We start from the raw sequence: 26,107 nt of genomic DNA, 5'->3' as shown, positions 1-26,107 counted from the left end.
ACGTGTTCAAGGACAAGAGCGCAAAAGACCGTGCTGCTGCGATAGCGGGGGGTGAAGAACGCGGCTTGGGACATCACCCACCTGAGTGACTTCATTCGCCTAGACAATAAAGACCCGCACCGCACAGAAGCACAGTATCTGTTCGCGAGCTTCGACACCCACCTCAGGCTGACGACCAGGCTGCTGCTTGAGATCTCCAAGCTTGGTTACGGGGTCGACCAGATTGCAGGGCAGCTCACGCAGTGGTGGTCGGAGAAGGACGCGATGCGCATTGTTCACGAGATCAAGGCCCATTTGGATCGCATCAACAGCTCCTCGCATGTTCCCAAGACATCCGACGATCCGGACTTCATTCCCAAGATGATCGAGGCGGGCGAGCAGCGGCTGATCGCGCTCTGAGTTTTCCGCTATTGGTTGAAGCTCGTGGCGTGAATAGTGATGCGTGAATCATTGAGGGTGCAAATGTACTCATGCCGTTCATCCAGCACTTGTCGCTTATGCTTCACGAGCTGATGAGAGACGCAGGAGCCGCGCAGAAACCCCAGAAGGTGTCTGTGAGTCGATGCCGGATTTGGCACCTGCGCTGTATTTGGCACTTGAGATAAATCTTACTTTCGGGAGTACTCTGGAAAGCGAAAAATCACTGCGAAGACAGTCTTTGCCACCGATGAGGAACAGCGTGGTAGGCAGATTACCGAAAGCGCTGAGCATTTTCGGTTGGGGGCATCCTTTTTCAAACCATCCAAAGCATGCCCTCAAATATGCCCCAAATGTAGCAATTAGCTGGAAGTAAATGGCTCTTCGAGGCTAGGAAAAGGCAGAAATGATCAGCTAACAAGCATGCGTGAAGCCCTCAAAGACTCTCAGGGTCGCCAAAAAACATCTGAATCCGCGAACGCAACCAGCGCTCCCCCGGATCATTGTCCTGGGAGCCGCGCCAGGCCATGTGCAGTTCGAAGCTGCGCACCGGCAGCGGCGGGTCTTCGGCGCGCACACCGCCGGCAGCAGTCAGCGCTTCGGCGGTGTAGTCGGGCACGGTGGCGAGAATGTCGGTGCCGGCCAGCAGGGTGCTCAAGCCGTTGAACTGCGGTACGGCCAGTACCACATGACGTTTGCGCCCGAGTTTTTCCAGCTCTTCATCGATAAAACCACTGAGGTCTCCGGCAAAGGACACCAGGGCGTGGGGGCGGGCGCAGAAGTCGTCGAGGGTCAAAGGTCCGGGCACGGTGTCGGCGCGCAGCAGTTTCGGCAGGCTGCGCCGCAGCACCTTGCGCTTGGCGTTGGCCGGCAGGTCGGCGGTGTAGCTGACGCCGATGGAGATCTCGCCAGAGGCCAGCAGCGATGGCATCAACAGGTAGTTGGCCCGGCGTACCACCAGCACGATGCCCGGGGCCTCGGCCCGCAGGCGCTTGAGCAGCATCGGCAGCAGGGCGAACTCGACGTCGTCGGAGAGGCCGATGCGAAACACCGCGGTGCTGGTGGCCGGGTCGAATTCGGCAGCGCGGCTGACTGCGGTGGAGATCGAGTCCAGGGCCGGCGACAGCAGGGCGAAGATTTCCACTGCCCGGGCCGAAGGTTCCATGCTGCGGCCAGTGCGCACGAACAGTGGGTCATCGAACAGGTTGCGCAAGCGCGAGAGGGCGGCGCTGATCGCCGGCTGGCCAAGGAAGAGTTTCTCGGCGGCGCGGGTCACGCTGCGTTCGTGCATCAGTGTTTCGAACACGATCAACAGATTCAGGTCGACACGACGCAGGTCATTACGATTCATCTGGAGTCCTGGCAGAGTCAGCGAACTTGACGGTAGCGACCCTATCAGTACAAAGGTCGGCGTGAATCTTACGGGTAAAGGCTGGTACTCTGCACCGGCTAAATGTTGTTTGTTTGTAGTCGGGCAGTGCTCCGGCAGGCTGTACGCCCTGATTTCCAAGGGCACGAAATCAATGACAGACATGTCGACTATTAATAGGCACTGATAGTCTTGCTTTCAAAGCCCGGATAAAGTTCGCGGCATTAGAGGTTAATTTGACGAGGTTTGCGATGTCCCGCACGATTCGTTTTCACAAGTTTGGCCCGGCCGAGGTGCTCAAATGCGAAGAGCATGCGGCCTCGTTGCCTGCCCCAGGCGAAGTGCAGGTACGAGTCGAAGCCATCGGTATCAGCTGGTATGACGTGCTCTGGCGGCAGAACCTGGCGTCGTCCCATGCCCGGCTGCCGTCCGGTCTCGGACATGAAATGGCCGGTGTGGTCACCGCCGTGGGCGAGGGCGTCGATGACCTTGCCGTTGGTGACAAGGTCGCCAGCTTTCCCGCGCAAAGCCCCAGTGACTACCCGGTGTATGGCGAGCAGATCGTCCTGCCACGCTCGGCCCTGACCCGTTACCCCGATGTCCTGAGCCCAATCGAGGCCGCAGTGCATTACACGCCGTTGCTGTGTGCCTATTTCGCCTACGCCGACCTGGCGCGGGTCAAGCCCGGGCAGTTTGCCCTGGTGACCGACGCCAGCCACTGCGCCGGTCCGTCCTTCGTGCAGTTGGGCAAGGCCCTGGGTGTGCGGGTGATTGCCGCGACCAAGACTGCGCAAGAGCGTGAGTATCTGTTGTCCCTGGGTGCCGAGAAGGTGATCGTCACCGAAGAGCAGGACCTGCTGATGCAGATCAACAAGCTCACCGACAATCGTGGGGTCGACGTGGTGTTCGACGGTCTCGGTGGCCCGCAGATGTCGATGCTCGGTGATGTCCTGGCGCCGCGCGGCAGCCTGGTGCTGTATGGCCTGCAAGGCGGCAACCAGACGCCGTTCCCGGCCTGTGCGGCGTTCCAGAAGAACATCCAGTTCTTCGTCCACTGCATCGGCAACTTCACTGGCAAGCCGGAACTGGGGATCCTTCAGGACCAGGTGGCGTTGCAGCGTGCGTTGCGCGACATCAACCAGCTGACCGCAGACCGGGTGTTGCTGCCGTTGAAGACCCGGGTGTTCCCGTTCAACGAGTTTGTCGAGGCGCACCGCTACATGGACGAGTGTCCATGCCGTGAGCGGGTCGCGCTGCAGGTCGAACCGGCCTGATTGACCAACGCCAGGCTTAGCCTGGCGTTTTTGCATCTGGCTCCTGTGTAGAAGAGGCTGCTTGCCGGCGAAGGGTGCGTTAGGTCATGCGTTGCTCATGCAGGCGCCTTCGCTGGCAAGCCAGCTCCTACACAAGCCAGCTCCTACACAGCCCGCTCCTACGCCAGCCAACGCCTACATGAGTCAGCTCGAAAAGGCGGGGCTGTACCGGGATAGATTTCGTCGCGCCGTGGTCAAACTGCCAGTAAACTGCGCTCCATTCCCGAACCATCCTTTTTCAGAGGTTTTGCATGACTCTCAGTCCTTTTGCGGGCAAACCGGCACCCGTTGAGTTGCTGGTCGATATCCCGCGACTGGTTACGGCGTATTACACCGGTCAACCCGATGCAGCGGTGCCGACCCAGCGAGTGGCTTTTGGCACCTCCGGGCACCGCGGCAGCTCGTTCGATCTGAGTTTCAATGAATGGCATGTCCTGGCCATCAGCCAAGCCATCTGCCTGTACCGCGAAGCCCAGGGCATCACTGGCCCGCTGTTCGTCGGCATCGATACCCACGCCCTGTCGACTCCAGCCGGGGCCAGCGCCCTGGAGGTGCTGGCGGCCAATGGCGTGACCGTGATGATCGCGGCCAATGATGAGTACACCCCGACGCCGGCGGTGTCCCATGCCATCCTCTGCTACAACCGCGGCCGCACCAGTGGCCTGGCGGACGGTATCGTCATCACCCCGTCCCACAACCCGCCACAAAGCGGTGGCTACAAGTACAACCCTACCAACGGCGGCCCGGCCGATACCCACATCACCAAATGGATCGAAGCCAAGGCCAATGAACTGCTGGCGGCCCGGCTCGCCGGGGTCAAGCGCATCAGCTACGAGCAGGCGCTGAAGGCCGAGACCACCCATCGCCACGACTACCTCAACACCTATGTCGCCGACCTGGTCAACGTTATCGACCTGGACCTGATCCGCAATGCCCAACTGCGCCTGGGCGTGGATCCGCTGGGGGGAGCAGGGGTGAACTACTGGTCGGCGATCGCCGAGCACTACCGCCTGGACCTCAAGGTGGTAAACCGCGAAGTGGATGCCACCTTCCGCTTCATGTCGGTGGACTGGGACGGGCAGATCCGCATGGACCCGTCCTCCAGCCACGCCATGCAAGGCCTGATCGGCTTGAAGGAACGTTTCGACGTGGCTTTCGCCTGCGACCCCGATCACGACCGCCACGGCATCGTCACCCCGAGTGGCGGCCTGCTGGCGCCGAACAACTACCTGGCGGTGTCCATCGACTACCTGTTTCAGAACCGTCCGCAATGGCGCGCCGATGCTGCGGTGGGCAAGACCGTGGTCAGCAGTGGCCTGATCGACCGGGTGACGACGCGCCTGGGCCGGCGCTTGTATGAGGTGCCGGTGGGCTTCAAGTGGTTTGCCGACGGCCTGTTCGACGGTTCCCTGGGCTTTGGCGGCGAAGAGAGCGCCGGCGCCTCGTTCCTGCGCAAGGACGGTGGTGTCTGGTGCACCGACAAGGACGGCCTGATTCCGTCCCTGCTGGCCGCTGAAATGACCGCCCGTACCGGCCGTGATCCGAACCAGGCCTATCGCGCCCTGTGCGACGAGCTGGGCGAGCCCTTCTCGGTGCGGGTCGATGCCAAGGCCAATCCGCAGCAAAAGGCCTTGCTCAGCAAGCTTTCGCCGCAACAGGTGACCTCGACCCAACTGGCCGGCGAACCGATCCGCCAGATCCTCAGCCAGGCCCCGGGCAATGACCAGGCGATTGGCGGCCTGAAGGTCATGACCGAGAACGGCTGGTTTGCCGCTCGCCCGTCCGGCACCGAGGATATCTACAAGATCTACGCGGAAAGCTTCATCGGCGACGACCACCTCAAGCAACTGGTGCAGGAAGCCCAGACCCTGGTGGACACGGCCATCAGCGGCAACTGATCCGCGTAGCCGGCTGGCCGGCGAAAAGGCCCTTAAGACGGATACAGGTCTTGCGGGCGCTTTCGCTGGCAAGCCAGCTCCTACGGTCGTTGTTCATTGCGCGGTCTTTGTAGCCGGCTCGCCGGCGAAAAAAAAAGGGGCGACCATCACGGTCGCCCCTTTTCATTTCACGCGGCGATTCAGGCCAGGTCCACCAGGACGATTTCGCTGTCCTGCAGGGCGGTTACCCGCAGCACCTGCTCATCCTGTACCGCCACACCGTCTCGAGCTTCGGCGCGCAAGCCATTGATCTCGATCGCCCCGGTGGCCGGCACCAGATAGGCCCTGCGTCCGCTGTCCAGGTGGTACTCGGCGGTTTCGCCGGCTTTCAGGTTGGCCGCCACCAGCCGTGCATCGGCGCGAATCCGCAGGCTTTCCCCGTCGCCGTCCCTGCCGCTGGCCAAGGTCACGAAGCCCTCGCGCTGGCCCTTGGGAAAAGGCTTGGCACCCCAGGACGGCGCAGAACCCGCCTGGTTGGGAATGATCCAGATCTGGAAGATCTTGGTCGGCGTGGCTTCCAGGTTGTACTCGCTGTGGGCGATGCCGGTGCCGGCGCTCATCACCTGTACGTCACCGGCTTCGGTGCGGCCCTTGTTGCCCAGGTTGTCCTGGTGGCTGATCGCGCCTTCGCGGACGTAGGTGATGATTTCCATGTCCCGGTGCGGGTGCTGCGGGAAGCCGGTGCCGGGGGCGATCACGTCGTCGTTCCAGACCCGCAGGTTGCCCCAGTGCATGCGCTTGGGGTCGTGGTACTCGGCAAAGGAAAAGTGGTGGTGAGCATCCAGCCAGCCGTGGTGAGCGCCGCCCAGGGAGCTGAAGGGTCTGAGTTCAAGCATGATCGTCTCCTCAAAAGGGCTCGTCATGGCGCCGGGATTGCGGGCCAGAGAACGATAACCGTGGGTTGATGGCGTGCATCATCTATCAGTCATTGATCGATAAAAAGCGCAAAAAATGCTGGAATTCAATCGTATAATTCGATGATTATTTTGCCCGCAAGCTGCTGTCAAACCTTCGGTTCATCGCTTAAGTTAATGACTTGCAAGCAATTCGCTGGATGCCATGAAAGAATCCGGCGACCATTACCGCTCAGCCTCACACCCTGGAGTCCGCGTGTCGCAACACAATCCCGATCTGCCCCCCGAACTGCTGCCCCTGGCCCAGATGCCGTGGCTCAAGCGCCTGGCGGCGCGTTTTTTCGGGCATGGCCTGAATCGCCTGCGGGCCCAGCATCGGGCGTCCTGGCTGCACGGCCAGGCCGACGGCTTTCGCAGCGGGCATACGGCAGGGGTGGAATACGGTTATCAGGAGGGGCGACTTGAAGGGCTCGAGGAAGGCCGCCAGGTGCTGCTGATTCGGGACAGTCGCGACACCGAGCACCGGCCGCCGGGGGTGGATGACCGGTTGTTCGATGATTGGCGCCTGCCGCTGGGCGCCGAGGTGAAGAAGCGCTTCAAGGCCGATGTCGCCCGCTTGCTGCCGCCCCAGGCGCAGCCCAGTGCTGCGCAGTGGAAGATGATCTTCAGTGACACCCCGGCCACCGCGGTGATTGCCGGGGCCGGGGCTGGCAAATCCACCTCGCTGGTATTGCGCCTGTTGCTGCTGGTGCACTACCTGGGGTTCGAGCTGGATGCCCTGACCGTGGTGACCTTCACCCGCGAGTCGCGCAAGGACTTCATCGGCAAGCTGCTGGAGGTCTTTGCCTTGTGGGGCCGGGTGCTCAACCCTCGGGAGGCCCGGGACCTGGTGCGTACCTTCCATTCGCGAATCCTGCCCATGGTTCGCAGCTTGCCGGGGTTCGAGCGCCTGCAGGCCTTCGAGAACCTCAGCGAGCGCCTGCAGGGCGCCGAGGATGAGGTGGACAGCAATCCCTTCGATCTGCGGATCAATGCTGCCCAGCGCCAGCAGCTGAATGCCTGCTATCAGGGGCTTTATAGCAGTGATGAGCGTTTTCGCCTGGCGCTCAAACCCTTGTTGCGCCATGCCCTGCAGCTCAAGGAACTGGAGCGCGACCACCCGGATGTGCAAAAGCGCGTGGCGGTCACCGAGCTGGCCGCCAAGCGTGATGAGGAGCTCTGCGACACCGTCGAGGACCTGTGGATCCGCGCCGGTGCCTGGCCGATCAAAGGAATCGAGCCACAACGCCAGCGCTTTGAAATCAACGGCTCGACCTTTCATTGCCACGGCTATGCCGCCGAGCTGGATGCCTGGGTGGTGCTCGGGTTCGACCCGCGGGAAAGCCCGCAGATCACTCGGCCCGGGGCCAAGCTGACGATGCGGGCCGAGTGGGCGGTAAAGCGCACCCTGTTTCAAGCTTTCTGTCGTAAGCCATTGATTTGGATTGATAGTTACGAGGCGTCAAAACGCTCGATGGGCGCTTTCAGTGCGCAGGTCAGTGCCGGGCCAGGCTTCGACTACAAGGTCAAGGGTGAGTTGGCCTCGGCGCCGTTGCTGGATTGTTTTGTCGCCGCCGCCGGTTTTATCGAGAACCTGGGGCTGGATGTCGGCGAAGCCGTAGGCAACATGAGCTTTGCCCAGAACGACCCCGATCGTTATTTCTTCGAGGCCTTGAGCCTGTTCTGGCGGGCCCTGGAGGATCATCTGCTGGATCAGTCGCCGCCCATCATGAGCTACAACCGGATGTTCGCCCTGTTCAGCGAACGTTCGCCGGAGAACTTCAAGCTGCTGAGCGACGCCTGCCTGAGGCCGATGTCGCACCTGATGATCGACGAATTCCAGGACGTATCGCCGCAGATCGTCTCCTGGATCAAGGCCTGCCTCAAGGAGATCCGCAGCCGCGGCGCGGCCTTGCATGTAGGGCGCGGGGCGCAGCATTCCTCCTTGCTCTGCGTCGGTGACGACTGGCAATCGATCTACGGCTGGCGCGGCAGTTCGCCCAAGTACTTCATCGAATTCAACAAGGAGTTCCCGTCTCCGAGCACCACCCGGGTGATGCTCAGCGACAACTATCGCAGCCATCAGCATGTGATCGATGCCGCGGAGCATATCGTCCGGGCGGCCCCGGCCATCGCCGGAAAAAAGGCCAAGGCCAGTGGCGAGCCGAGGGAGCTGTGGCCGGTGCAGGTGCTGGATCGCGACGATCAGGCCCTGGCCCAGCGTCTGGAAGAGCACTATCGGCAAGGTGATTCGATCTTGATGCTGTTTCGAAAAACTAGCGATAAGCTATTGATAGAGCAGCATATTTCACAAATAGTTAATGTTGATTCTAGCTTGCCGCCTGCCGCTCGCCGGCTGAAACAGCTGACCTATCACAGCGCAAAGGGCTTGCAGGCAGACGCGGTGTTCCTGTTGGGTGATTGCCAGCATTTGAGCGGTTCGCCCTACAAGAACCAGGTGTATCGCATGGCCGGGCTGGGCAAGGACGGCGACGCCGAGCCCTATGACAGCGCACAGAAGGACGAGATCCTGCGCCTGGCCTATGTGGGTATCACGCGAGCGGTCAAGCATTGCTACTGGTACGTCGATCGCCAGGAGCCGGGTTCCGGGAATGCGCCCAGGGCCTCGGCGCGAGTCCCTCGTGACAAACCTTACTTCCAGGACCTGCGCCAATGAGCATGAAAAAGCCCGCCGGTGCGGCGGGCCAAGGGGCAAAGGGGTGTTTCAGGCCTTGAATGACAGGGACGGAGAAAAGGCCTCCAGCTCATCTTCCACCGCCTCGATTATTCGCTCGACATCGGCGGCGCTCATCACGGTGGCGCAGGGGATGCCGGCAATGGCGATCATGGTTTCGCCGCTGGCACGGTCGAAGAGCCGGGCGATCATGCTGCCAGGCGCGTCCATGCTGGCCTCGAAACCCATGGGGTGAAAATGCCAGCGCATCAGCTGGCAGGCATTGGGAAAGGTGACTTTACTGGCCCAGACTCTGTTCATCGGTGGCCCACCCTGATTCATTGAGCGCTTCCTTGTGCTCGCGGTAGGAACGACCGGATCGTCAATGACCCGATCGGTTGAGGTTTTAAAAATAGCACCGGCCGGTGACCATTCGCAGGTTTTTTAGCCGCCGTCCGGCGGTTCATTCCTGGAATTTTGATGCAAGTCATGTCTTGTCAGCCACAAGCGCCGGAGGCCGCGGCCTTGCGCCATCGACCAGGCATTGAAGGGGCCGGCGAAGTTCGGCAAGCTGCGCTTTTGCCGCTTCGAGAAGCTTATGTCTGCCCCTGACGACGGGCCGCTGCAAACCCAGGCCACCGGCGAGACCGTGATGCGCTATCACCTGTGCTGGAAGCATCGCGACCTGGATGGCGTAATGGCGCTTTACCATCCCGAGATCCAGTACCACGACTTTTTCCAGAATCGCACCCTGGGCCTGGATGAGCTGCGCGAATACGTGCGGGTCAGCATGCCGCGGGCTCCTGATGAGGCCCTGGAACACAGCGATCGCATCCGCCTGGATGGCAACACGGCGTTCATCCAGTACCAGGTGACCCTGCGCGGTGGTCAGGGGCTGGTGTCATTTCGCTCAAGCGAGGCGATCACCGTGCGCGACGGGCTGATCTGGCGGGTCAACGAATACGCCTCCCTGGTGCGGGAGCCGGCGACCGGCAAGTCTGCCGGTGGCCTGCGTCCGGCGGTCAGCCGCCTGGGGTTGTCGCCGCGCCAGTTGAGTTTCATGGCCGAGGACCTGCAGCAGTATTTCCAGCACCAGCAGCCTTATCTCGATCCGGAGCTGGACCTGCAACGGGTGGCCCGGGAGTGCGGTTATAGCCGCAATCAGATCTCCTACCTGCTCAACCAGGTGCTGGGCCAGAGTTTCTATCGCTATGTGAACCAGGCCCGCCTGCAGCATGTGCTGAGGGCCCTGGACCAGAGCTCGCCACCGGTGCGCATCGATGAGTTGGCGTTCGCGGCCGGGTTCAATTCGCTGTCGGCGTTCTACAGCTGCTTTCGCCAGCATACCGGGCAGTCACCCAAGGCCTACGCCAAGCAAATTTCTTTGCGTGCACGCGCGCAAGACAGCGCTTGAGGTCAGGCACTAGGATCGCCGCATTCGAAGTTCGGGTTGCGGAGTGCTTGCATGCCAGCGTGGCGCAGTATCAGTTTGTGGATGGACCAGCTCGACGAGCCGCTGCTGCCGCGGCCGTCGCTCGCGCAGGACCTGGATCTGGACGTCGCGATCATCGGTGCCGGTTACACCGGGCTGTGGACCGCCTATTACCTCAAGCGCCAGGCGCCGCAACTGAATGTGGCGGTGATCGAGGCGCAGACCGCCGGCTTTGGCGCCTCGGGGCGCAATGGTGGCTGGCTGATGGGCAACCTGCTGGGGGAGGATCGCCTGTTGGCCGGGCTGTCGCCGGAGCAGCGTCGGGCCTCGTTCGATCTGCTGCATGGCATTCCAGACGAAGTGGCCAACGTCATCGAACGTGAAGGCATCGACTGCGATTACCGCAAGGGCGGGGTGTTGTACTGCGCCGCTCGCTACCCCGAGCAGGAGGCCAGCCTGCGCCAGTACCTGGATTCGCTCTACGCCCAGGGCCTAAATCAGGATGACTATCGTTGGCTCAGCCCGGAACAGCTGGCCCAGCAGATCCGCGTGGCCAAGCCCTATGGCGGCATCTACGCCCCCCACTGCGCCACCATCCAGCCAGCCAAGCTGGTCCGGGGGCTGGCCCGGGCGGTGGAGCGCCTGGGGGTGCGTATCTATGAAAACAGCCCGGTGACCCATTGGCAGTCCGGCAGCCTGCAGACCCGTCAGGCGGCGGTGCGCAGCCGCTGGATAGTGCCGGCAGTGGAGGGCTACTCGGTGACCCTGCCGCCCCTCGGGCGTTATCAGTTACCGGTGCAGAGCCTGCTGGTGGCCACCGAGCCGTTGCCGGAGTCGACCTGGGAGGAAATCGGCCTGAGCCAGGGCCAGGCGTTCAGTGAAAGCAGCCGCCAGGTCACCTATGGCCAGCGTTCGATGGACAATCGGTTGGTGTTCGGTGCCCGTGGCGGTTATCAGTTCGCCAGCCAACTGCGACACGACTTCGACCTGACCCGGGACGAGGTGGAGCTGCGCCGCTACCTGTTCGGCGAGCTGTTCCCGCAATTGAAGAATGTACGGATCACCCATTCCTGGGGCGGCAACCTGGGCATGTCCCGGCACTTCAAGCCGCACATGCTCTGCGACCGGCGCAAGGGCATTGCCCTGTCCGGCGGCTACGGCGGCGAGGGCGTGGGGGCCAGCAATCTTGGGGGGCGGACCCTGGCCGACCTGATTTTACAGCGTGACAGTCAACTGCTGCGCCAGCCCTGGGTCCTGCCTGAGCGTGGCCTGGAGGCCCTGCGCGCCTGGGAGCCGGAGCCATGCCGCTGGCTGGGCTACAACGCGATCATTCGCAGCTTTGTCCACGAGGACCAGACCCTGGCCAATACGGCCTCGGCTCCATGGCGGCGCAGGATGGCCAGCCGGATCGCCGGGTTCATGGAAGGTTTCATGCACTGAGCCGGCTTCATGCACTGAACGACGTCCGTTCGGATTTTTCGTTGAAAGGTACAACCATGAGCATTACGCAATTCAAGAACACCGCCAGCGTCACCCTGGATGAATCGGCGCCAGTGGCAGTGCCCCTGGGCAGCCCGGTGGCCGTGACCTCGGTGACGGCCGTCGAGCGCAGCGATGGGGTCGAGACCGGTATCTGGGAGTGCACGCCGGGGCGCTGGCGGCGGCAGATCGTCGCCCAGGAGTTCTGCCACTTCATCCAGGGCCGTTGCACCTTTACCCCTGACAACGGCGAAACCCTGCATATAGAAGCCGGAGACGCACTGATGCTACCGGCCAACAGCACCGGGATCTGGGATATCCAGGAGACCGTGCGCAAGACCTACGTTTTGATTTTCTGATCCCTTGATTGCCTGCCAATAACAAAACCAGCCACAGGTATCGACTCATGATCCGCAAGACATCCGCATTGCTGTCACTCGGCCCGGTGTTCCTGGCCGCCTCCCTGGCCCAGGCCGCCGACACGGTGAAGATCTACAACTGGTCGGACTACATCGCCCCGGACACCACCAAGAACTTCCAGCAGGAAACCGGGATCGGTTTCACCTACGACGTCTACGACAGCAACGAAACCCTGGACGGCAAGTTGATGACCGGAAAATCCGGTTATGACGTGGTGTTTCCCTCCAACCACTTCATGGCCCGGCAGATCCAGGGCGGGGCCCTGAAGAAGCTCGACAAGAGCCAGCTGCCCAACTGGAAGAACCTCAACCCGGTACTGCTCAAGGCCCTGGAGGTCAACGATCCGGGCAACCAGCACGGCTTCCCTTACCTGTGGGGCAGCACCGGTATCGGCTACAACGTGGCCAAGGTCAAGGAAGTGCTGGGGGACAATGCACCGCTGGATTCCTGGGACCTGATCTTCAAGCCCGAATACATGCAGAAGCTGCAGAAGTGCGGTGTGGCGATCCTCGACAACGGCCCCGAACTGCTGCCGACGGCCCTGAACTACCTGGGCCTGCCGCACCACAGCAGGAACCCGGCGGATTACAAGCAGGCCGAGGCGCTGCTGATGAAAGTCCGGCCTTATGTCAGTTACTTCCATTCGTCGAAGTACACCAGCGACCTGGCCAACGGCAATATCTGCGTGGCGGTGGGTTTCTCCGGTGACATCCTGCAGGCCGAGAGCCGGGCCCGGGAAGCGAAGAACGGGGTGCAGATCGGCTACTCGATCCCCAAGGAAGGCTCGCCGATCTGGTTCGACATGGTGGCCATGCCAGTGGACGCGCCAGATGAGAAGGCCGGTTATGCCTTCATGAACTACCTGCTGCGTCCCGAGGTGATGGCCGGCGTCAGCAACTACGTGCATTACGCCAATGGCAACCAGCAGGCCGACAGCCTGATCGATCCGGCCATCAAGAACGACACCAAGGTCTATCCCAGCCCGGCGATGATGGACAAGCTGTTCGCCCTGGAGGCCATGCCGCTGGACATCGACCGCATCCGCACCCGGTTGTGGAACAAGATCCGCACTGGCAGTTGAGTGTCGGGCCGCTGCCCCTCCCGGGGCAGCGGCCTGGGTGGTGCCTACAACTGAGTGTTTTCCGGGAGCAGGGCGCCACCGTCGACCACCAGGGTCTGCCCGGTGATGTATCCCGCCTGTTTCGAGGCCAGGAACAGCATGGCCCAGGCAATGTCCTCCGGGCTGCCCAGGCGCCCCAGGGGAATGCCCCTGGCCAGTAGCGCTCCATCCCCCAGATTGTCCATGGCCTGGGTGGCAATCAGCCCCGGTTCGACCCCGTTCACCGTGATCCCGTACTCCGCCAACTCCAGCGCTGCCGCACGAATGAACCCGTTGACCCCGGCCTTGGAGGCCGCGTAGTGGGCCAATCCGGGAATCGCCGTGCGCGGGCCAGTGACCGAGGAGGTGATGACGATCCTGGGCTGGGTGGCCTGGCGCAGTGCCGGCAAGGCCGCCCGGGTCAGCCAGAAGCAGCTCTTGAGGTTCACCGCCAGGGTGCTGTCCAGGGTCGCGTCTTCCAGCTCGGCGAGCTTCTGCATGGGGAAGATCCCGGCGTTGTGCAGCAGCAGGTCCAGGCCGCCAAAGGTGTCCACTGCGGCGGCCACAGCCTGCTCGGCGGCGGCCCGGGTGCCGAGGTCCAGGGTCAGTAATTCTGCGGTTCCTCCGGCCTCGCGGATCAGGCGCAGGGTCTCGGCACCGGAGGCCTTGCTGCGGGTGGCCAGCAGTACCTTGGCGCCCTGGGCGGCGAACAACTGAGCGATGGCTCGGCCGATGCCCTGGCCGGAGCCGGTGACCAGGGCAACGTGCCCGCTGTGCGCGCGGCTCATGCCTGGGCTCCCGGCACGACCTGGGCCAGGCACTGGTCCAGCAACTGATTGTGCAGGTCAACCTGTTCCGCGCTGGCGTAGGGGCACAGCAGGGCCATGTTATGGAAGGGGGTCAGCAGCACGCCGCGATTGAGCAGGAACAAGTGCAGGTACGCCTCGATCAGTCCATGGCGGGCATGGTGGGCCTCGCCGCCGTTGCGCGGCGCCTGCTGCATGAACAGGTACTCGACCCGCGCCCCGATGCGGGTCACGTGCCAAGGCAGGCGGTGTTTGTCGATGATGGCCTCGACCCCGGCCCGCAGGCGTTCCGCGAGCTGGAACATGTGGGCGTAGTTGGCCTCGGTCATCACTTCGCTGAAGGTGGCGCGCATGGCGGCCATTTGCAGGGCATTGCCGGCCAAGGTGCCGCCAAAGCCGAAATGGTTGATCGCCTGGCCCGGCTGGAAATGCGGCAGCACTTGCCAGATCCGTTGCGCCATGGCCTGGCTGGCCCCCCAGACCGCAGTGGGGATGCCGCCGGCAATGGATTTGCCGACGACGAAAAAATCCGCTTGCAGCCCGTGTTCGCCGCAATACCCACCCGGCCCGCAGGACAGGGTGTGGGTCTCGTCGATGATCAGCGGCACCTCGAAACGTTGGGTCAGCGCCCGCAGGCCCTCATGAAAGCCCGGGGCGGGTGGCACCATGCCGACGTTGGTCATGAAAGGTTCGGTCAATACCGCGGCCACGTCGCCATGGGCCAGGGCCGCCTCCAGGGCCGGCAGGTCGTTGAACTCCACCAGGCGGGTGGTGGCTTCGTGCTGCAAGCCATTGGCGTGCACGCCTTCTCGGGGAATCATCTGCCCCTGGGGGTCGAACTCCACCTGGGACTCATCGACGCTGCCGTGGTAGTTGCAGTTGAACACCAGGACCTTGTGGCGTCCGGTGATCATCCGGCACAGGCGCAGGACGAAGCGATTGGCGTCGGTGGCCGAGGTGGTGACCTGCCAGTAGGGTAGGCCGAAGCGCCGCTTCAGTTCCTTGCCGACCCACAGGCTGTCTGCCGTGGGCAGCATCAGGGTCGAGCCATGCCGGGCCTGTTCGGCGATGGCGGCGGCCACGGCTGGTTGCCCGTGGCCGAACATGGCGCCGGTATCGCCCAGGGCGAAGTCCACGTATTGGTGGCCATCGCAGTCGGTGAGGGTCGCGCCCTGGGCGTCCGCCACCATGATCGGGTACGAGCCCGGCCATTGCTGCATCCAGTGCAGTGGGGCGCCGTACAGCCAGTGCTGGAGGTTTTCCTGGTAGAAGGCGCCGGAGCGCGGGTGCTGCTCGGCAAAGCGTTGCAGTTCGGATTGATAGTTGTTGGCGACACGTTGCAGATCAAGGCCCAGGGTCATGGCGGTGTCCTGTGAACAAGAGGGTGGGCTGGCGCGGGTACCGAGGCCACTGGAAGGCTTTCGGGACTTGCGACAGGGGTGGAATCAGTGGTGCTGGGTGCGGTTGAGCACCTGGGCCAGGGCGCCGACCGGGAAGTTGGCGGCGCTGCTGAAGTCCGCGCCCTGGTAGCCAAAGATCTTGCCGTCGGTACGCCCGGCCTTCAGGTCAATGAGCACCAGGCCCAGGGTCGGTACGATCTTCTCGCGCCAGACGAACAGGTACAGCTGGTCGGCGATCTTGTAGGAGTGGCAGCGGTCGGTATCGGCCAGCCCTTGCTCGACTCCCTTGAGGCATTGCCAGCTGTAGAAATTGGCGTTCAGGTAGATGTGTTCATAGGCTTCGCTGGCGCTGTAGACATACTGGTTGCGCAAGCCGATCAACTCGTCGGTGGGCTCATGGCGTGGGGTGTTTGCCGTGGGCGGCGTGTCGAGGCTGCCGTGGAGGAACTGCGCCTTGACCGACGTCAGCTCGCCACCGGCCAGGGCTCGGCTGAACAGGTCGACACCGGCCTCGGCCTGGCTCGGCATTTGCCCGACAACTGCGGTGAAGCAGTGCTGCTCTAGATCGAGGATCAGGCTGATGGAGTGAGTCTGGCCTTGCTCCTGCTTGAGAAAGTCCACCAGGTAGAGGCCTGGGCGCAGCGCCGTGGCGCGGTAGGGCAACTCGATGCTGGCGGGTTCGCCGACGCGGTTCCAGCGCAGGGTCCGGGCGCCGAAGCGGTGCTCGATCTGCCAGCCATTGTCGAAGTACAGGGTCAGGGTACGACCATCCAGGTCATCCAGCGCCGGGAGGATATGGTTGTCACCGGCAAAACCGTCGGCCAGGGCGCCGACGGTGATCCATTCAGGTTGCGAGTTCATGGCAGGGCTCTTGTCTGTCGAGGGAGAGCTCCATGTTCAGCCTTCGATCCGGGGCTGAACATCAACCGGATGGTTGATGGGCGACACCCTGCAAGAACAGCGTGCCCACCAGTTCCGTGCGATTGACCACCCCGACCTTGCGAAACAGGTTGACCAGGTGGGTCTTGACCGTCGGCAGCCCCAGGTCCAGGCGCCGGGCGATGGTCTTGTTGTCCGCGCCGTCGCGCAGTAGCCAGGCAATCTCCCGTTCCCGTGGCGTCAGCCCGGCCAGGCGCTGATCGACTTGGCAATAGGGGGCCAGGGCGGCGATTTCCAGCAGGCCCTGCAAGGTGTGCAAGGTCTCCAGTTCGTCGACGCTGAAGCGCCCCAGGCTGCTGTCGCGCAGCAACGACAGGCCGGCGATGGGGCGCTCGCCGTCACAGGCGAGGATCTCTACCACATCCAGTACCCCGTGGCGTTGCAGGAACCCTTGGTAAACCTCGGCTTCATGGCGTTGCTGCTGGGCCATGCCCATGTGCAGCGACAGCACCGGGCGGCCCGCGGCGGCGCAGTGGCGTGGCTGCAGCGGGTCGTAGTGGCGGTAGCGCTGCAGGTACGACTGATGCATCTGTGCGGGCATGCGGTGCAGCGAGAAGTCCTGGGCCTGCAGGTGCGGATCGATGCGGTAGAACGCGCACAGGGTCGCTGGCACCACCCGGGTAAAGGCGGCAATGCAGCGTTGCCCGAGCTCATGGGCCCCGGGCAAGGAAGCGGATGGGATCATCGGAGAGCTCCTGGACTGCCCGCCGGGCAGCAGCTCGGGTAGGAAAGACGATTACGTGCTGGGAGCATGCAGAGCACTGTGCCGAGTGAAAACCATGGGCAGGGTACCTGGCAAGCACCGGTAGGCAGGAGGCAGGCTGCGATCGTCGTCCCGTCGACCGCAGCCTGTGCTGGTGACTAGCGGCGGGCTTTGCTCAAACCCTCGGCCAGGGCGTCGATGATGGCGTCGGCCTGTGCCTGCTGGATCACCAGAGGCGGCGAGAGGATGATCTTGGTGCCCACCGGGCGCACCATGACGCCGTTGTCCCGGGCGATCTGCGCCACCTGGTTGGCGTAGCCGCTCATGGGGTCGATGGGTTCACGGGTGCTCTTGTCCGCCACCAGGTCCAGGGCCAGCATCAGGCCCTGGCCGCGCACTTCGCCAACACTGTCGAAGCGCTCGGCGAAGGGCCGCAGCTTGTCCAGCATGTAGTCGCCCATCTTCGCGGCGTTGGCCGGCAGGTCTTCCTTGACCACGATGTCCAGGCAGGCCAGGGCCGCGGCGCAGGCCACCGGATGCCCGGAATAGGTGTAGCCATGCATGATGGCGCCGGTGAAGTTGGCGTTTTTCTCGAAGGCTTCCTCGATCCGCCGGTTGACCACGGTGGCGCCCAGGGGGATGTAGCCCGAGGTGATGCCCTTGGCCAGGCACATGATGTCGGGCTTGACCCCCCACAGGCGGCTACCGAACATCGAGCCGCTGCGACCGAAGCCGGTGACCACCTCGTCGGCGATCAGCAGTACACCGTACTTGTCGCAAACTTCGCGGATCAGCGGCCAGTAGTTGGCCGGCGGCACAATGACCCCGCCAGCTCCCTGGATCGGTTCGGCAATAAAGGCCGCCACCGTATCCGGGCTCTGGAACTGGATCTCGCGCTCCAGCAGGTCGGCGCAGATCTTGCCCAACTCTTCCGGATCCTGGCTGTAGGGGTTGCGGTACAGCCAGGGAGTGTCGATGTGGTAGCAGCCTGGCAGCAAGGGCTCGTAGTTGCGGCGAAACACCGTATTGCCATTGACCGAGGCTCCCCCGAAGTGGGTGCCGTGGTAGCCCTGGCGCAGGGAAATGAACTTGGTGCGGTCGGCCTGGCCCTCGAGCTTCCAGTACTGGCGAGCCAGCTTCAGGGCGCTCTCGATGGCGTCCGAGCCGCCAGAGCTGAAGGACACCCGGCGCATGTCCTCGGGCTCCAGCAGGTTCATCACCACCCGCGAGAGTTCTTCGGCACGGGGGTGGCTGACGCCGTCGAACAGCTGGAAGTACTCCAGTTCGTCGAGCTGCGCGGTGATCGCGGCCTTCACTTCCTTGCGGTTGTGGCCGACGTTGACGTTCCACAGCCCGGCAACGCCATCCACCAGTTGGTGGCCCTTGTCGTCATACACGTAGCAGCCATCGCCACGGACAATGCGGATCGGCTCGCGTTGCTTCATTTCGTTGGGGTGCAGCATGGGGTGCCAGAAACGGCTTGGTTCGCTCACGTTGAGTCTCCTGATATCGCACGGACAGCGTGGGTCTATTAGTGCGTCATTTATAGACGCTTGGCTTGCTTCTGTGTGCCAGGGCATTTGATCCAGGCTGCCAGGTGGTGGGCATGGATGGCTGTGCGTCCCAATCCTGCGCTGCTGGCTGGCAGCCAGGGCCAAGTTTTGCGGCAGCCAGGGTCAAGACGGCGACGGCCTTTGGGCTCAGAGTCCTTATCGAACAAGGTCCAATCCAGAGGAATCAAGATGAGCGTTGCCATCGACCCACGCGTCGCCGCATTCATAGACAGCCAGCACGGTCTGCTGATCGACGGCCATAGCCAGCCGGCGCTCAGCGGTGCGCGAATGCCGGTGTACAACCCGGCCAGCGGCGAGCAGTTGACCCAGGTGGCCGCCGCCGCCCAGGCTGATATCGACCTGGCGGTAGCGGCCGCGCGCCGGGCCTTCGAAGGCAGTTGGAAGGCGCTGCGCCCGGCCGACCGGGAGCGCCTGCTGCTGAAACTGGCGGACCTGCTGGAGGCCCATGGCGAGGAACTGGCGCAGTTGGAGACCCTCAACAACGGGCAGTCGATTCACCTGGCCAGGGCCCTGGAAGTGGGCGCGGCAGCGGAGTTCACCCGCTACATGGCCGGTTGGGCCACCAAGATCGAAGGCAAGAGCCTGGATGTTTCCATCGCCGCGGTCCCCGGGGCGCAGTACCGGGCCTATACCGTGCCGGAGCCGGTAGGGGTGGTGGGGGCCATTGTGCCGTGGAACTTTCCGCTGCTGATGGCCATCTGGAAAATCGTTCCGGCCCTGGCCTGCGGTTGCACCGTGGTGCTCAAGCCGGCAGACGAGACACCACTGACCGCGCTGCGCCTCGGCCAGTTGTGCCTGGAGGCGGGCATCGCCCCCGGGGTGGTCAACGTGGTGACCGGCAGCGGCGCCGAGGCAGGAGCGGCGCTGGCCGCTCATCCGGGGATCGACAAGCTGGCGTTCACCGGCTCGACCCAGGTCGGCAAGCTGATTGGCCATGCCGCGGTGGACAACATGACGCGCTTCTCCCTGGAGCTGGGGGGCAAGTCGCCGGTGATCGTGCTCGACGACTGCGATCCGCAGACCGCTGCCGCCGGCGCTGCGGCGGCGATCTTCTTCAACCAGGGGCAGGTCTGCACGGCCGGGTCACGGCTGTACATCCAGCGCGAGATCTACACCGAGGTGCTGGAACGGCTGGTGGACATCGCCGGTTCCCTGAGCATCGGCCCGGGCCTGGATGAACAGGCGCAGATCAATCCGCTGGTTTCCGCCAAGCAGCAGCAACGGGTGCTGCGCATGCTCGCCCGTGGCGTCGAGGAGGGGGCCAGGGTGCTCTGTGGCGGCGTTGCCCATGGCGACCGGGGGTTCTATGTGCGTCCGACCGTGGTGGCTGATGCCCACGGCGATTCGCAACTGGTGCGCGAGGAGATCTTCGGCCCGGTGGTGGTAGCCACGGCGTTCGACACCCTGGAGGAGGTGGTGGCCCTGGCCAACGACAACCAGTACGGGCTGGGGGCGAGCATTTGGTCCAACAACCTGGGGCAGGTGATGCAGTTGATTCCGCAGATCAAGGCCGGCACCGTCTGGGTCAACACCCACAACATGCTGGACCCGTCGATGCCCTTTGGCGGCTACAAGCAATCGGGCATCGGCCGCGAAATGGGGCATGCAGCCATCGAGGCCTACACCGAGAACAAGTCGGTGTGCATCGCCTATTGACCCCCCGTGAATCGGCGTGCCGGCGAGGAAGCCCTTGCCAGCACGCTTGCGTTGCAGGACCCGGTGCCGGGAAACCGGTCAACACTCATCCTTGAGCTGCGCCAGACAGCCAACCTACTGCGCCTTTGCCGGGCGTGCCCTTGAAATGCCTAGAACAACAATCATCAACCCATGCTTTCGAGGTTTGCCACCATGTCGCTCAACGACAGACTCAGCCGCCACCTGGACCAGGGTGTCGTCGGTTTCCCTACCGCGCTGGCCAGCGCCGTGGGCCTGATCATGGCCAGCCCGGTGATCCTCACCGCCACCACTGGCTTTGGCATCGGCGGCGGTGCATTCGCCGTGGCAATGCTGATTGCCCTGCTGATGATGCTGGCGCAATCCACTACCTTTGCCGAAGCCGCCTGCCTGCTGCCCACCAACGGTTCGGTCTATGACTACCTGGCCTGCGGGCTGGGGCGCTTCTTCGCCATAACCGGGACCCTGTCCGCCTACCTGATCGTGCATGTGTTCGCCGGGACCGCGGAAACCATCCTCAGCGGCATCATGGCCCTGGTGAATTTCGAATCCCTCAATACCCTCATGGAACAAAGCGGCAGCGCCTGGCTGGTGGGAGTGGGGCTGGTGCTGTTCTTCGGCCTGCTGAACGCCGTGGGGATCACTGCCTTCAGCCGTGCCGAGGTGATCCTGACCTTCGGCATGTGGATCACGCTGATGGTGTTTGGCGTGCTGGGGGTGATCAAGGCGCCGGCGGTGCAGCTGGACGGCTGGTTCGGGGCCTCGATGGTGGGCACCGATCTGCCGACCATCCTGTCCCTGGTGGGCATGGCCATGTTCATGTTCGTGGGCTGCGAGTTCGTTACTCCCTTGGCTCCCGACGTGCGCAAGGCCGCGAGGACCATTCCCCGCGCCATGGCCCTGGGGCTGGTGGGCGTGGCGCTGTGCATGTTCATCTATGGCGCGGCGATGAAGCGCCAGGTGGAGAACCTTGCCCTGAGCGAGGATGGCAGCGTCCACTTGCTGGACACGCCCATGGCCATCCCGCATTTCGCCGAGCAGATCATGGGGCCCTTTGGCCGCATCTGGCTGGGGATCGGCCTGCTGTTCGCCGGTGCGGCCACCATCAATACGCTGATGGCCGGGTTGCCGCGGATTCTCTATGGCATGGCCCTGGACGGTGCGCTGCCCAAGGTCTTCACTTACCTGCATCCGCGCTTCAAGACGCCGCTGCTGTGCATTGCCGTGGCGGTGCTGATCCCGTGCCTGCACGCCTGGTGGCTGGGGGGCAGCACTGACAGCATCATGCATCTGGTGCTGGCGGCGGTCTGTGCCTGGAGCACCGCCTACCTGCTGGTCACCCTGTCGGTGGTGATGTTGCGCATCCGCCGGCCAGACCTGCCTCGTGCCTATAAATCACCCTGGTTTCCGCTGCCGCAGATCCTGTCCTCGGTGGGTATCCTGCTGGGCATGTGGTTCATTACCCCACCAGGGATGAACCCGCGGGATATCTATGTGCCGTTCGGCAGCATGCTGGGGCTGACCGCGCTGTATGCCCTGGCCTGGACCCTGCTGGTGCAGAAGGTCAATCCGTTTCGCCCGGTGCCGGTGGAAGAGGTCCTGGAACAGGCCCTGAACCTGGCGCCGGATGCAACCGCCACTTCCCGGGAGAACCTGTCTGATGAGTCTTTCAAGCTGGCGACTAAACCTCTCTGAGTTCTGGCACCGGCCGCCTTCGGGCTATCGGCCGGGGGTGACCCTGGGGCAGGTGCGCCGGGACCTGGCCGGGCTTGATTTTACACAGCACAGTGCTGCGCAGGGGGTGTTCCGCTGCCCACGAAGCGGCCTGGAACTCGTTGTGCAGGAACGCGCCCAGGCGCAGTTCCTGATGCACATCGTGGTGTGCGAGTGGCACGTACAGGTACCGTGCGAACAGTCCCGGCAGGCACGCATTCGCCTGCGCCACACCGGGGCGATTCGCCGCCAGGGCCTTGCCGCGCGCCTGCTCGCCGGTGAGGCTGGCGAATGGGACCCGTTGCTGCAAAGGCTGCGCAACGACCCGCAGTTGCTGGGGCACTTGCTGCCATTGGACTTCAAGCGCCTGGAACTGCGCCGTGACGACCAGGGCTGGCAGATACACCTGGAGCATTTCGGCGCCAGCGAAGTGGTCAACCGCTTGCCGGGGTTCAGGCGCTACATCCGCTTGAGCGCAGAGCAGCGAGCAGCGCTGTTGGGCAGCTTCGTCCAGTTGTACAACCTTCTGCGAGAATTCTGACCGACATAACCGTATGCACTGGCATACACCCTGCTTAAGCCATAACAGACTATCCATGCTGTCAGGCGCCTTGCCTGGCAAATAGATAACATGTTAATGATATCGCCATAACAACAAAGGCGGTCTGAACCGGCTTCTGGGGGTGCACAGTGCTTGCTTCGCATAGTTTCAGTTCCTGGGTAGGCGCCCTGCAGGGCGTTTGCGGTCGATTCGATGCCCGTCCGGCGCGCAATCCTGCCTTGTTCATCGGAGAAGTGGGCCTGCAGGATTACGCCGGCCTGGAAGTGGCGCAGATCCGCACCAACGCCGGGCTGATTTCCCGGCAGGGCACCAAGGTCGACCAGGAGGACGATCGCCATTGCTTCCTGATCATCCAGCGCAGTGGCCACGCACGATTGAGCCAGGGCGGGGAGAGTGTCGAACTGGCACCTGGCGACATGGCCCTGCTGGATTCCGCCGGGGCCTGCGAGATCGTGCCCCACGGTCTGATCGAGCACGCCTCGTTCCACCTGTGCCGGGAAGAGGTCTATCGCCACCTGCCGGCCCAGCAGCGCAAGTTCGGCAAGCTGTCGCAGAACTGCGCCAGCGGTCGCCTGATGCGCCTGCTGGTGGAGCAGGTCTGTGCCGGCGAACTGCAGGGCTGCGCCGCCCAGCAGGAAGGTCAGGCCTTGCAGGAAGCGTTGATTGCCCTGCTTGGTCCTACCCTGCGCCAGACCATCGGCACCCTGGACGGCTTTGACCAGCGCCTGCATGGCAGCGGCTTGCAGGATCAGGCCCGGCAGTTGATCCAGCAATCCCTCAACGAGCCGGGCCTGACCCCGGTGTCCCTGGCCGGTCAGTTGAACATCTCGGTGCGCCAGCTGTACCGATTGTTCGAAGAGCAGGGGGACAGCGTCTGTCGCTTCATCCAGCGCGCGCGGCTCAAGCGCAGCGCTGCGGACCTGAGCAACCCACACCTGCGCAACGAGTCGATCACCGACATCGCCTTCAAATGGGGTTTCACCGATTCGGCGCACTTCAGCCGGACCTTCAAGAAACATTTCGAACAGTCGCCCCGGGATTATCGTGCCCGCTCCCTGAACGCGTAGGAGCCGGACTTCGATACCTCTGCTGACCCTGTAGGAGCCGGCTCGCCGGCGAAGAGGCCCTTGAACGTTGTATTGCTCCCGAGGGCGCCTTCGCTGGCAAGCCAGCTCCTACGGCAGGCATGCCGTAGGAACGGGCAGGCATGCAGGAGGAACAGGTAGGCATGCAGGAGGTAAGTAGACAGGCGGGCAAGTCCGCACGCAGGCAGGAAGGCAAAAACGCAGAAACCCGAAACGACAGGCAACAGCACGCAGTGCAAGGGTTTCAGGGGTTTTCCAGGTCATGCCCCAGGGACTGGATGAACAGCGAAAACAACTCGGGCTGGCTGGAGATATCCAGCTTGGCGTAGAGGTGCCGGCGGTGCACCTTGATGGTGTCGGGCGAGATCTTCAAGCGTTCAGCCATGGCTTTGGAAGAGAACCCGCGGAGGATCAGCCGGGCGATCTCCAGCTCACGGTCCGAGAGCACGGCACTGCCGAAATGGCTCAGGGCGTCGCGAATCTGGCTGGCCATTTCCTCGGCCACCGGGGTCTGGGGCCGTATCTGGCTGTGTTGCCAATGCTGTTGCATCAGCGGCAGCACCCAGGCGGCAAAGGTCGTGAGCTGGCCGATTTCATCGCTGTTGAACACCCGCTGCCGGCCCAATGACAGGGACAGGGTGCCGCTATCGGGCAGTTGCAGGATGAACTGCACTTCATCTTCCAGCACGTTGTCGTGGAAGTAGCTGAGGAAGTATTCGCTCTGGCGAAAGTGATCCGGGGCCACTTCCTCCAGGCGGTACAAGCCACTGGGGTAGCCCTCGCGGCAGGCCTGGAAAAACGGATCCAGCAGGTACAGGCCGTTCAGGTAGGTGAGCATCGACGCCGGTTTGCTGCTGGGTTCCGCGTCATATTCCTCCAGGGCCCGGGGCGGCCCATCCACCGGGTAGAAAATCGCCAGGGCGTTGTCGAACGGCGTGGCCTGGTGCAGCAACAGGATCAGCTGTTTCCAGAGTCGCGGGTGGCCGATCAGTGTGAGGGTGCGACCCAGGCCGGCGTGCAGGCCGACCTCCCTGAACAGATTACTCACAGGCGTTGCTCCGTTGATCCGTAGAAAGTGTCCTGGCACGGTTTCGTCGATTTGCCGGTTGCCGTCAAGAGGAGTACTCCAATAGGGGAATTGGTCGCCACACCCCGACTGCCTAGAGTGGTCCCCACCTAGTGTGTCCCAGAACACACCGCCCGATGAATTTCGTTTCTGCCTCAAACCAACAATAAACACGAGGATAACGACATGAGCTCTCCCTCCGCGCCAGACGGTGCGCTGAAACCAACCTTGAGTGTGTTCGATGTGGTGGCGATCACGGTTTCCGGCGTGACCCCTGCCAGTTCGGTATTCGTGATCGCGCCCTTTGCCATCCATCAGGCCGGCAGCGGGGTGTTCCTGGCGTTCGTCATGGCCGGGCTGCTGGCGCTGATGTTTGCCTTTTGCTACGCCGAACTGGGGCGGGCCCACAACAGCGCCGGTGGCGAATACGTGTACGCCAAGCGGGTGTTCGGCGGCATGGCCGGCTACGCCACCTTCCTCACGGTGCTGGTGATGCTGCTGTTCATCCCGCCGGTGCTGGCCACTGGCGCCGCCACCTACCTGAACAACGCCCTGGGCACGAATTTCGACTCCCAGACAGTGGCTCTGGTGATCGTGGTCTGCAGCTACCTGCTGGGCATCCTCAACATCAAGCTCAACGCCTGGATCACCGGGACCTGCCTGTTGCTGGAGATTGCGGCACTGCTGGTGATCGTCTGGCTGGGGTTCGGCAACGCGGCGCAGCCGATCAGCATCCTTCTGCAACCGCAGATTGTCGATCACGGCGTGTTGCAGATGGCACCCTGGGCGCTGGTGATCGGCGCCGTGGGCATTGGCCTGTTTTCCTACAACGGCTATGGGCCGGCGGTGCTGCTGGCCGAAGACATGAAGTGCCGGGGGCGAGGCGTGCACAAGGCGGTGCTCTGGTCTCTGGCGCTGGTGGTGATCATCGAGCTGGTGCCGATTACTGCCTTGCTGATAGGCGCGCCATCGCTCAGTGCGATGCTCGCCAGCCCCGACCCCATCGGCTACCTGTTGACCAGCCATGGCAATGAAACCCTGGCCCGGGTGGTCAGTGCCGGGATCTTCCTGTCGGTGTTCAACGCCATTGTCGCCATCGTCATCCAGATCGGTCGGGTGGTGTTCAGCAGTGGTCGCGACGCTCTGTGGACGCCAACCATCAACCGCCTGTTCACTCGGATTCACCCGCGCTGGGATTCGCCCTGGTTGGCGACGCTGTTCCTGGCGATTCCCTCGGCGGTGCTCAGCTTCAGTTCCAACCTGGCGGACCTGACGTCCTTCAGCGTGCTGCTGATCATGCTGGTGTACCTGATCGTGGCCCTCAGTGCGCTGATGAGCCGGATACTGCTGCGTGATCGCGAGCACCCGTATCGCATGCCGCTGTGGCCGTTGCCGGCGCTGCTGGCGGTGCTCGGGGCGGGGTATCTGTTGATCAATCTGTTTCTTGAGGCGTCGCTGCGGGACATCATGGTGATTATCGGCCTGCTGGCGCTGTCGGTGATCCTCTATGGCACTAACGGCCGGTACAGCCCGGCGTTCCAGAAATTGTAAG

22 protein-coding genes are annotated in these 26,107 nt (G+C 63.2%); 13 read left to right on the top strand and 9 right to left on the bottom strand.

Translation table 11 applies throughout. The features are described 5' to 3' along the window. The first annotated feature begins 51 nt into the window (after positions 1-51). Complete coding sequence (locus tag U873_RS0115280) at positions 52-399, top strand: hypothetical protein (RefSeq protein WP_025129095.1); 348 nt, start codon at positions 52-54, stop codon at positions 397-399. Positions 400-853: 454 nt separating this feature from the next. On the opposite strand, the gene U873_RS0115275 is transcribed toward U873_RS0115280, so the two are convergent. Further along, positions 854-1,768: a LysR family transcriptional regulator gene (locus U873_RS0115275; RefSeq protein ID WP_025129094.1), complete on the bottom strand. Its 915-nt coding sequence runs from the start codon at positions 1,766-1,768 to the stop codon at positions 854-856. Positions 1,769-2,037: 269 nt separating this feature from the next. Here U873_RS0115275 and U873_RS0115270 point away from each other — a divergent pair, with 269 nt between their 5' ends. Together U873_RS0115270 and pgm are read left to right on the top strand one after the other, a co-directional pair. Next, a complete protein-coding gene (locus U873_RS0115270) occupies positions 2,038-3,060 on the top strand; it encodes a zinc-dependent alcohol dehydrogenase family protein (protein WP_025129093.1) in 1,023 nt (340 codons plus the stop codon). A 290-nt stretch (positions 3,061-3,350) separates the two neighbouring features. Beyond that, entirely contained in the window at positions 3,351-4,997 is a 1,647-nt protein-coding gene (gene pgm, locus U873_RS0115265; RefSeq protein ID WP_025129092.1) for a phosphoglucomutase (alpha-D-glucose-1,6-bisphosphate-dependent), read from the top strand. A gap of 179 nt (positions 4,998-5,176) precedes the next feature. On the opposite strand, the gene U873_RS0115260 is transcribed toward pgm, so the two are convergent. Further along, entirely contained in the window at positions 5,177-5,872 is a 696-nt protein-coding gene (locus tag U873_RS0115260; RefSeq protein ID WP_025129091.1) for a pirin family protein, read from the bottom strand. A gap of 274 nt (positions 5,873-6,146) precedes the next feature. Between U873_RS0115260 and U873_RS0115255 the strand changes: the two genes are divergently transcribed. After that, on the top strand, positions 6,147-8,606 hold the full coding sequence (locus tag U873_RS0115255) for a UvrD-helicase domain-containing protein (RefSeq protein ID WP_025129090.1): 2,460 nt from the start codon (positions 6,147-6,149) through the stop codon (positions 8,604-8,606). A 48-nt stretch (positions 8,607-8,654) separates the two neighbouring features. Here the strand turns inward: U873_RS0115255 and U873_RS0115250 are convergent, their stop codons facing one another. Beyond that, complete coding sequence (locus U873_RS0115250; RefSeq protein ID WP_025129089.1) at positions 8,655-8,924, bottom strand: DUF1652 domain-containing protein; 270 nt, start codon at positions 8,922-8,924, stop codon at positions 8,655-8,657. 277 nt (positions 8,925-9,201) lie between these two features. Here U873_RS0115250 and U873_RS0115245 point away from each other — a divergent pair, with 277 nt between their 5' ends. The 4 genes from U873_RS0115245 to U873_RS0115230 are packed head-to-tail and all read left to right on the top strand — an operon-like array spanning position 9,202 to position 13,015. Further along, complete coding sequence (locus U873_RS0115245) at positions 9,202-10,017, top strand: AraC family transcriptional regulator (RefSeq protein ID WP_025129088.1); 816 nt, start codon at positions 9,202-9,204, stop codon at positions 10,015-10,017. Between the two features lie 51 nt (positions 10,018-10,068). Continuing rightward, complete coding sequence (locus tag U873_RS0115240) at positions 10,069-11,475, top strand: FAD-binding oxidoreductase (RefSeq protein WP_025129087.1); 1,407 nt, start codon at positions 10,069-10,071, stop codon at positions 11,473-11,475. A gap of 56 nt (positions 11,476-11,531) precedes the next feature. Next, positions 11,532-11,873, top strand: a complete 342-nt coding sequence (locus U873_RS0115235; RefSeq protein ID WP_025129086.1) for a cupin domain-containing protein — start codon at positions 11,532-11,534, stop codon at positions 11,871-11,873. 47 nt (positions 11,874-11,920) lie between these two features. Next, on the top strand, positions 11,921-13,015 hold the full coding sequence (locus U873_RS0115230) for a polyamine ABC transporter substrate-binding protein (protein ID WP_025129085.1): 1,095 nt from the start codon (positions 11,921-11,923) through the stop codon (positions 13,013-13,015). Between the two features lie 44 nt (positions 13,016-13,059). Here U873_RS0115230 and U873_RS0115225 read toward each other — a convergent pair whose 3' ends face one another. The 5 genes from U873_RS0115225 to U873_RS0115205 form a co-directional block, all read right to left on the bottom strand. After that, positions 13,060-13,821 (bottom strand): SDR family oxidoreductase, encoded by a 762-nt coding sequence (locus tag U873_RS0115225; protein ID WP_025129084.1) that lies wholly within the window; start codon positions 13,819-13,821, stop codon positions 13,060-13,062. Then, positions 13,818-15,200 (bottom strand): aspartate aminotransferase family protein, encoded by a 1,383-nt coding sequence (locus U873_RS0115220; RefSeq protein WP_025129083.1) that lies wholly within the window; start codon positions 15,198-15,200, stop codon positions 13,818-13,820. The genes U873_RS0115225 and U873_RS0115220 overlap by 4 nt, the downstream gene beginning before the upstream one ends. Positions 15,201-15,284: 84 nt before the next feature. Beyond that, positions 15,285-16,100, bottom strand: coding sequence for a molybdenum cofactor biosynthesis F family protein (locus U873_RS0115215; protein ID WP_025129082.1), 816 nt, complete (start codon positions 16,098-16,100; stop codon positions 15,285-15,287). A gap of 61 nt (positions 16,101-16,161) precedes the next feature. Then, positions 16,162-16,863, bottom strand: coding sequence for a helix-turn-helix transcriptional regulator (locus U873_RS0115210; protein WP_029978419.1), 702 nt, complete (start codon positions 16,861-16,863; stop codon positions 16,162-16,164). A 176-nt stretch (positions 16,864-17,039) separates the two neighbouring features. After that, positions 17,040-18,374, bottom strand: a complete 1,335-nt coding sequence (locus tag U873_RS0115205; protein ID WP_025129080.1) for an aspartate aminotransferase family protein — start codon at positions 18,372-18,374, stop codon at positions 17,040-17,042. 249 nt (positions 18,375-18,623) lie between these two features. Here U873_RS0115205 and U873_RS0115200 point away from each other — a divergent pair, with 249 nt between their 5' ends. From U873_RS0115200 to feaR, 4 genes are all read left to right on the top strand, one after another. Next, positions 18,624-20,111: an aldehyde dehydrogenase gene (locus tag U873_RS0115200; protein WP_025129079.1), complete on the top strand. Its 1,488-nt coding sequence runs from the start codon at positions 18,624-18,626 to the stop codon at positions 20,109-20,111. Between the two features lie 192 nt (positions 20,112-20,303). Continuing rightward, entirely contained in the window at positions 20,304-21,824 is a 1,521-nt protein-coding gene (locus U873_RS0115195) for an APC family permease (protein WP_025129078.1), read from the top strand. Further along, complete coding sequence (locus U873_RS0115190; protein WP_025129077.1) at positions 21,790-22,383, top strand: DUF3156 family protein; 594 nt, start codon at positions 21,790-21,792, stop codon at positions 22,381-22,383. Before U873_RS0115195 ends, U873_RS0115190 begins: the two co-directional genes overlap by 35 nt. Positions 22,384-22,532: 149 nt before the next feature. Further along, positions 22,533-23,471 carry a transcriptional regulator FeaR gene (gene feaR / locus U873_RS0115185; RefSeq protein ID WP_025129076.1) on the top strand — a complete coding sequence of 313 codons (939 nt, stop codon included), beginning with the start codon at positions 22,533-22,535 and terminating at the stop codon, positions 23,469-23,471. A gap of 262 nt (positions 23,472-23,733) precedes the next feature. Here feaR and U873_RS0115180 read toward each other — a convergent pair whose 3' ends face one another. Next, positions 23,734-24,537: a helix-turn-helix transcriptional regulator gene (locus tag U873_RS0115180; RefSeq protein ID WP_025129075.1), complete on the bottom strand. Its 804-nt coding sequence runs from the start codon at positions 24,535-24,537 to the stop codon at positions 23,734-23,736. Positions 24,538-24,741: 204 nt separating this feature from the next. On the opposite strand from U873_RS0115180, the gene U873_RS0115175 reads away from it, so the two are divergent. Further along, entirely contained in the window at positions 24,742-26,106 is a 1,365-nt protein-coding gene (locus U873_RS0115175; protein ID WP_025129074.1) for an APC family permease, read from the top strand. Position 26,107: the final 1 nt, after the last annotated feature.

The sequence above is a fragment of the Pseudomonas sp. PH1b genome (assembly GCF_000633395.1).
GTDB lineage: Bacteria > Pseudomonadota > Gammaproteobacteria > Pseudomonadales > Pseudomonadaceae > Aquipseudomonas.
The sequence above is the reverse complement of the archived record's forward strand: the minus strand, read 5'-3'. Positions and strand labels throughout refer to the sequence as shown.

What these genes read in the sequence shown, in the direction of transcription:
- U873_RS0115190 (WP_025129077.1), top strand. Translation starts at nt 21,790, where the DNA reads ATGAGTCTTTCAAGCTGGCGACTAAACCTCTCTGAGTTCTGGCACCGG.
- U873_RS0115275 (WP_025129094.1), bottom strand. Translation starts at nt 1,768, where the DNA reads ATGAATCGTAATGACCTGCGTCGTGTCGACCTGAATCTGTTGATCGTG.
- U873_RS0115215 (WP_025129082.1), bottom strand. Translation starts at nt 16,100, where the DNA reads ATGAACTCGCAACCTGAATGGATCACCGTCGGCGCCCTGGCCGACGGT.
- U873_RS0115245 (WP_025129088.1), top strand. Translation starts at nt 9,202, where the DNA reads ATGTCTGCCCCTGACGACGGGCCGCTGCAAACCCAGGCCACCGGCGAG.
- U873_RS0115225 (WP_025129084.1), bottom strand. Translation starts at nt 13,821, where the DNA reads ATGAGCCGCGCGCACAGCGGGCACGTTGCCCTGGTCACCGGCTCCGGC.
- U873_RS0115200 (WP_025129079.1), top strand. Translation starts at nt 18,624, where the DNA reads ATGAGCGTTGCCATCGACCCACGCGTCGCCGCATTCATAGACAGCCAG.
- U873_RS0115270 (WP_025129093.1), top strand. Translation starts at nt 2,038, where the DNA reads ATGTCCCGCACGATTCGTTTTCACAAGTTTGGCCCGGCCGAGGTGCTC.
- pgm (WP_025129092.1), top strand. Translation starts at nt 3,351, where the DNA reads ATGACTCTCAGTCCTTTTGCGGGCAAACCGGCACCCGTTGAGTTGCTG.
- U873_RS0115260 (WP_025129091.1), bottom strand. Translation starts at nt 5,872, where the DNA reads ATGCTTGAACTCAGACCCTTCAGCTCCCTGGGCGGCGCTCACCACGGC.
- U873_RS0115210 (WP_029978419.1), bottom strand. Translation starts at nt 16,863, where the DNA reads ATGATCCCATCCGCTTCCTTGCCCGGGGCCCATGAGCTCGGGCAACGC.
- U873_RS0115240 (WP_025129087.1), top strand. Translation starts at nt 10,069, where the DNA reads ATGCCAGCGTGGCGCAGTATCAGTTTGTGGATGGACCAGCTCGACGAG.
- U873_RS0115220 (WP_025129083.1), bottom strand. Translation starts at nt 15,200, where the DNA reads ATGACCCTGGGCCTTGATCTGCAACGTGTCGCCAACAACTATCAATCC.
- U873_RS0115250 (WP_025129089.1), bottom strand. Translation starts at nt 8,924, where the DNA reads ATGAACAGAGTCTGGGCCAGTAAAGTCACCTTTCCCAATGCCTGCCAG.
- U873_RS0115230 (WP_025129085.1), top strand. Translation starts at nt 11,921, where the DNA reads ATGATCCGCAAGACATCCGCATTGCTGTCACTCGGCCCGGTGTTCCTG.
- U873_RS0115175 (WP_025129074.1), top strand. Translation starts at nt 24,742, where the DNA reads ATGAGCTCTCCCTCCGCGCCAGACGGTGCGCTGAAACCAACCTTGAGT.
- U873_RS0115235 (WP_025129086.1), top strand. Translation starts at nt 11,532, where the DNA reads ATGAGCATTACGCAATTCAAGAACACCGCCAGCGTCACCCTGGATGAA.
- U873_RS0115195 (WP_025129078.1), top strand. Translation starts at nt 20,304, where the DNA reads ATGTCGCTCAACGACAGACTCAGCCGCCACCTGGACCAGGGTGTCGTC.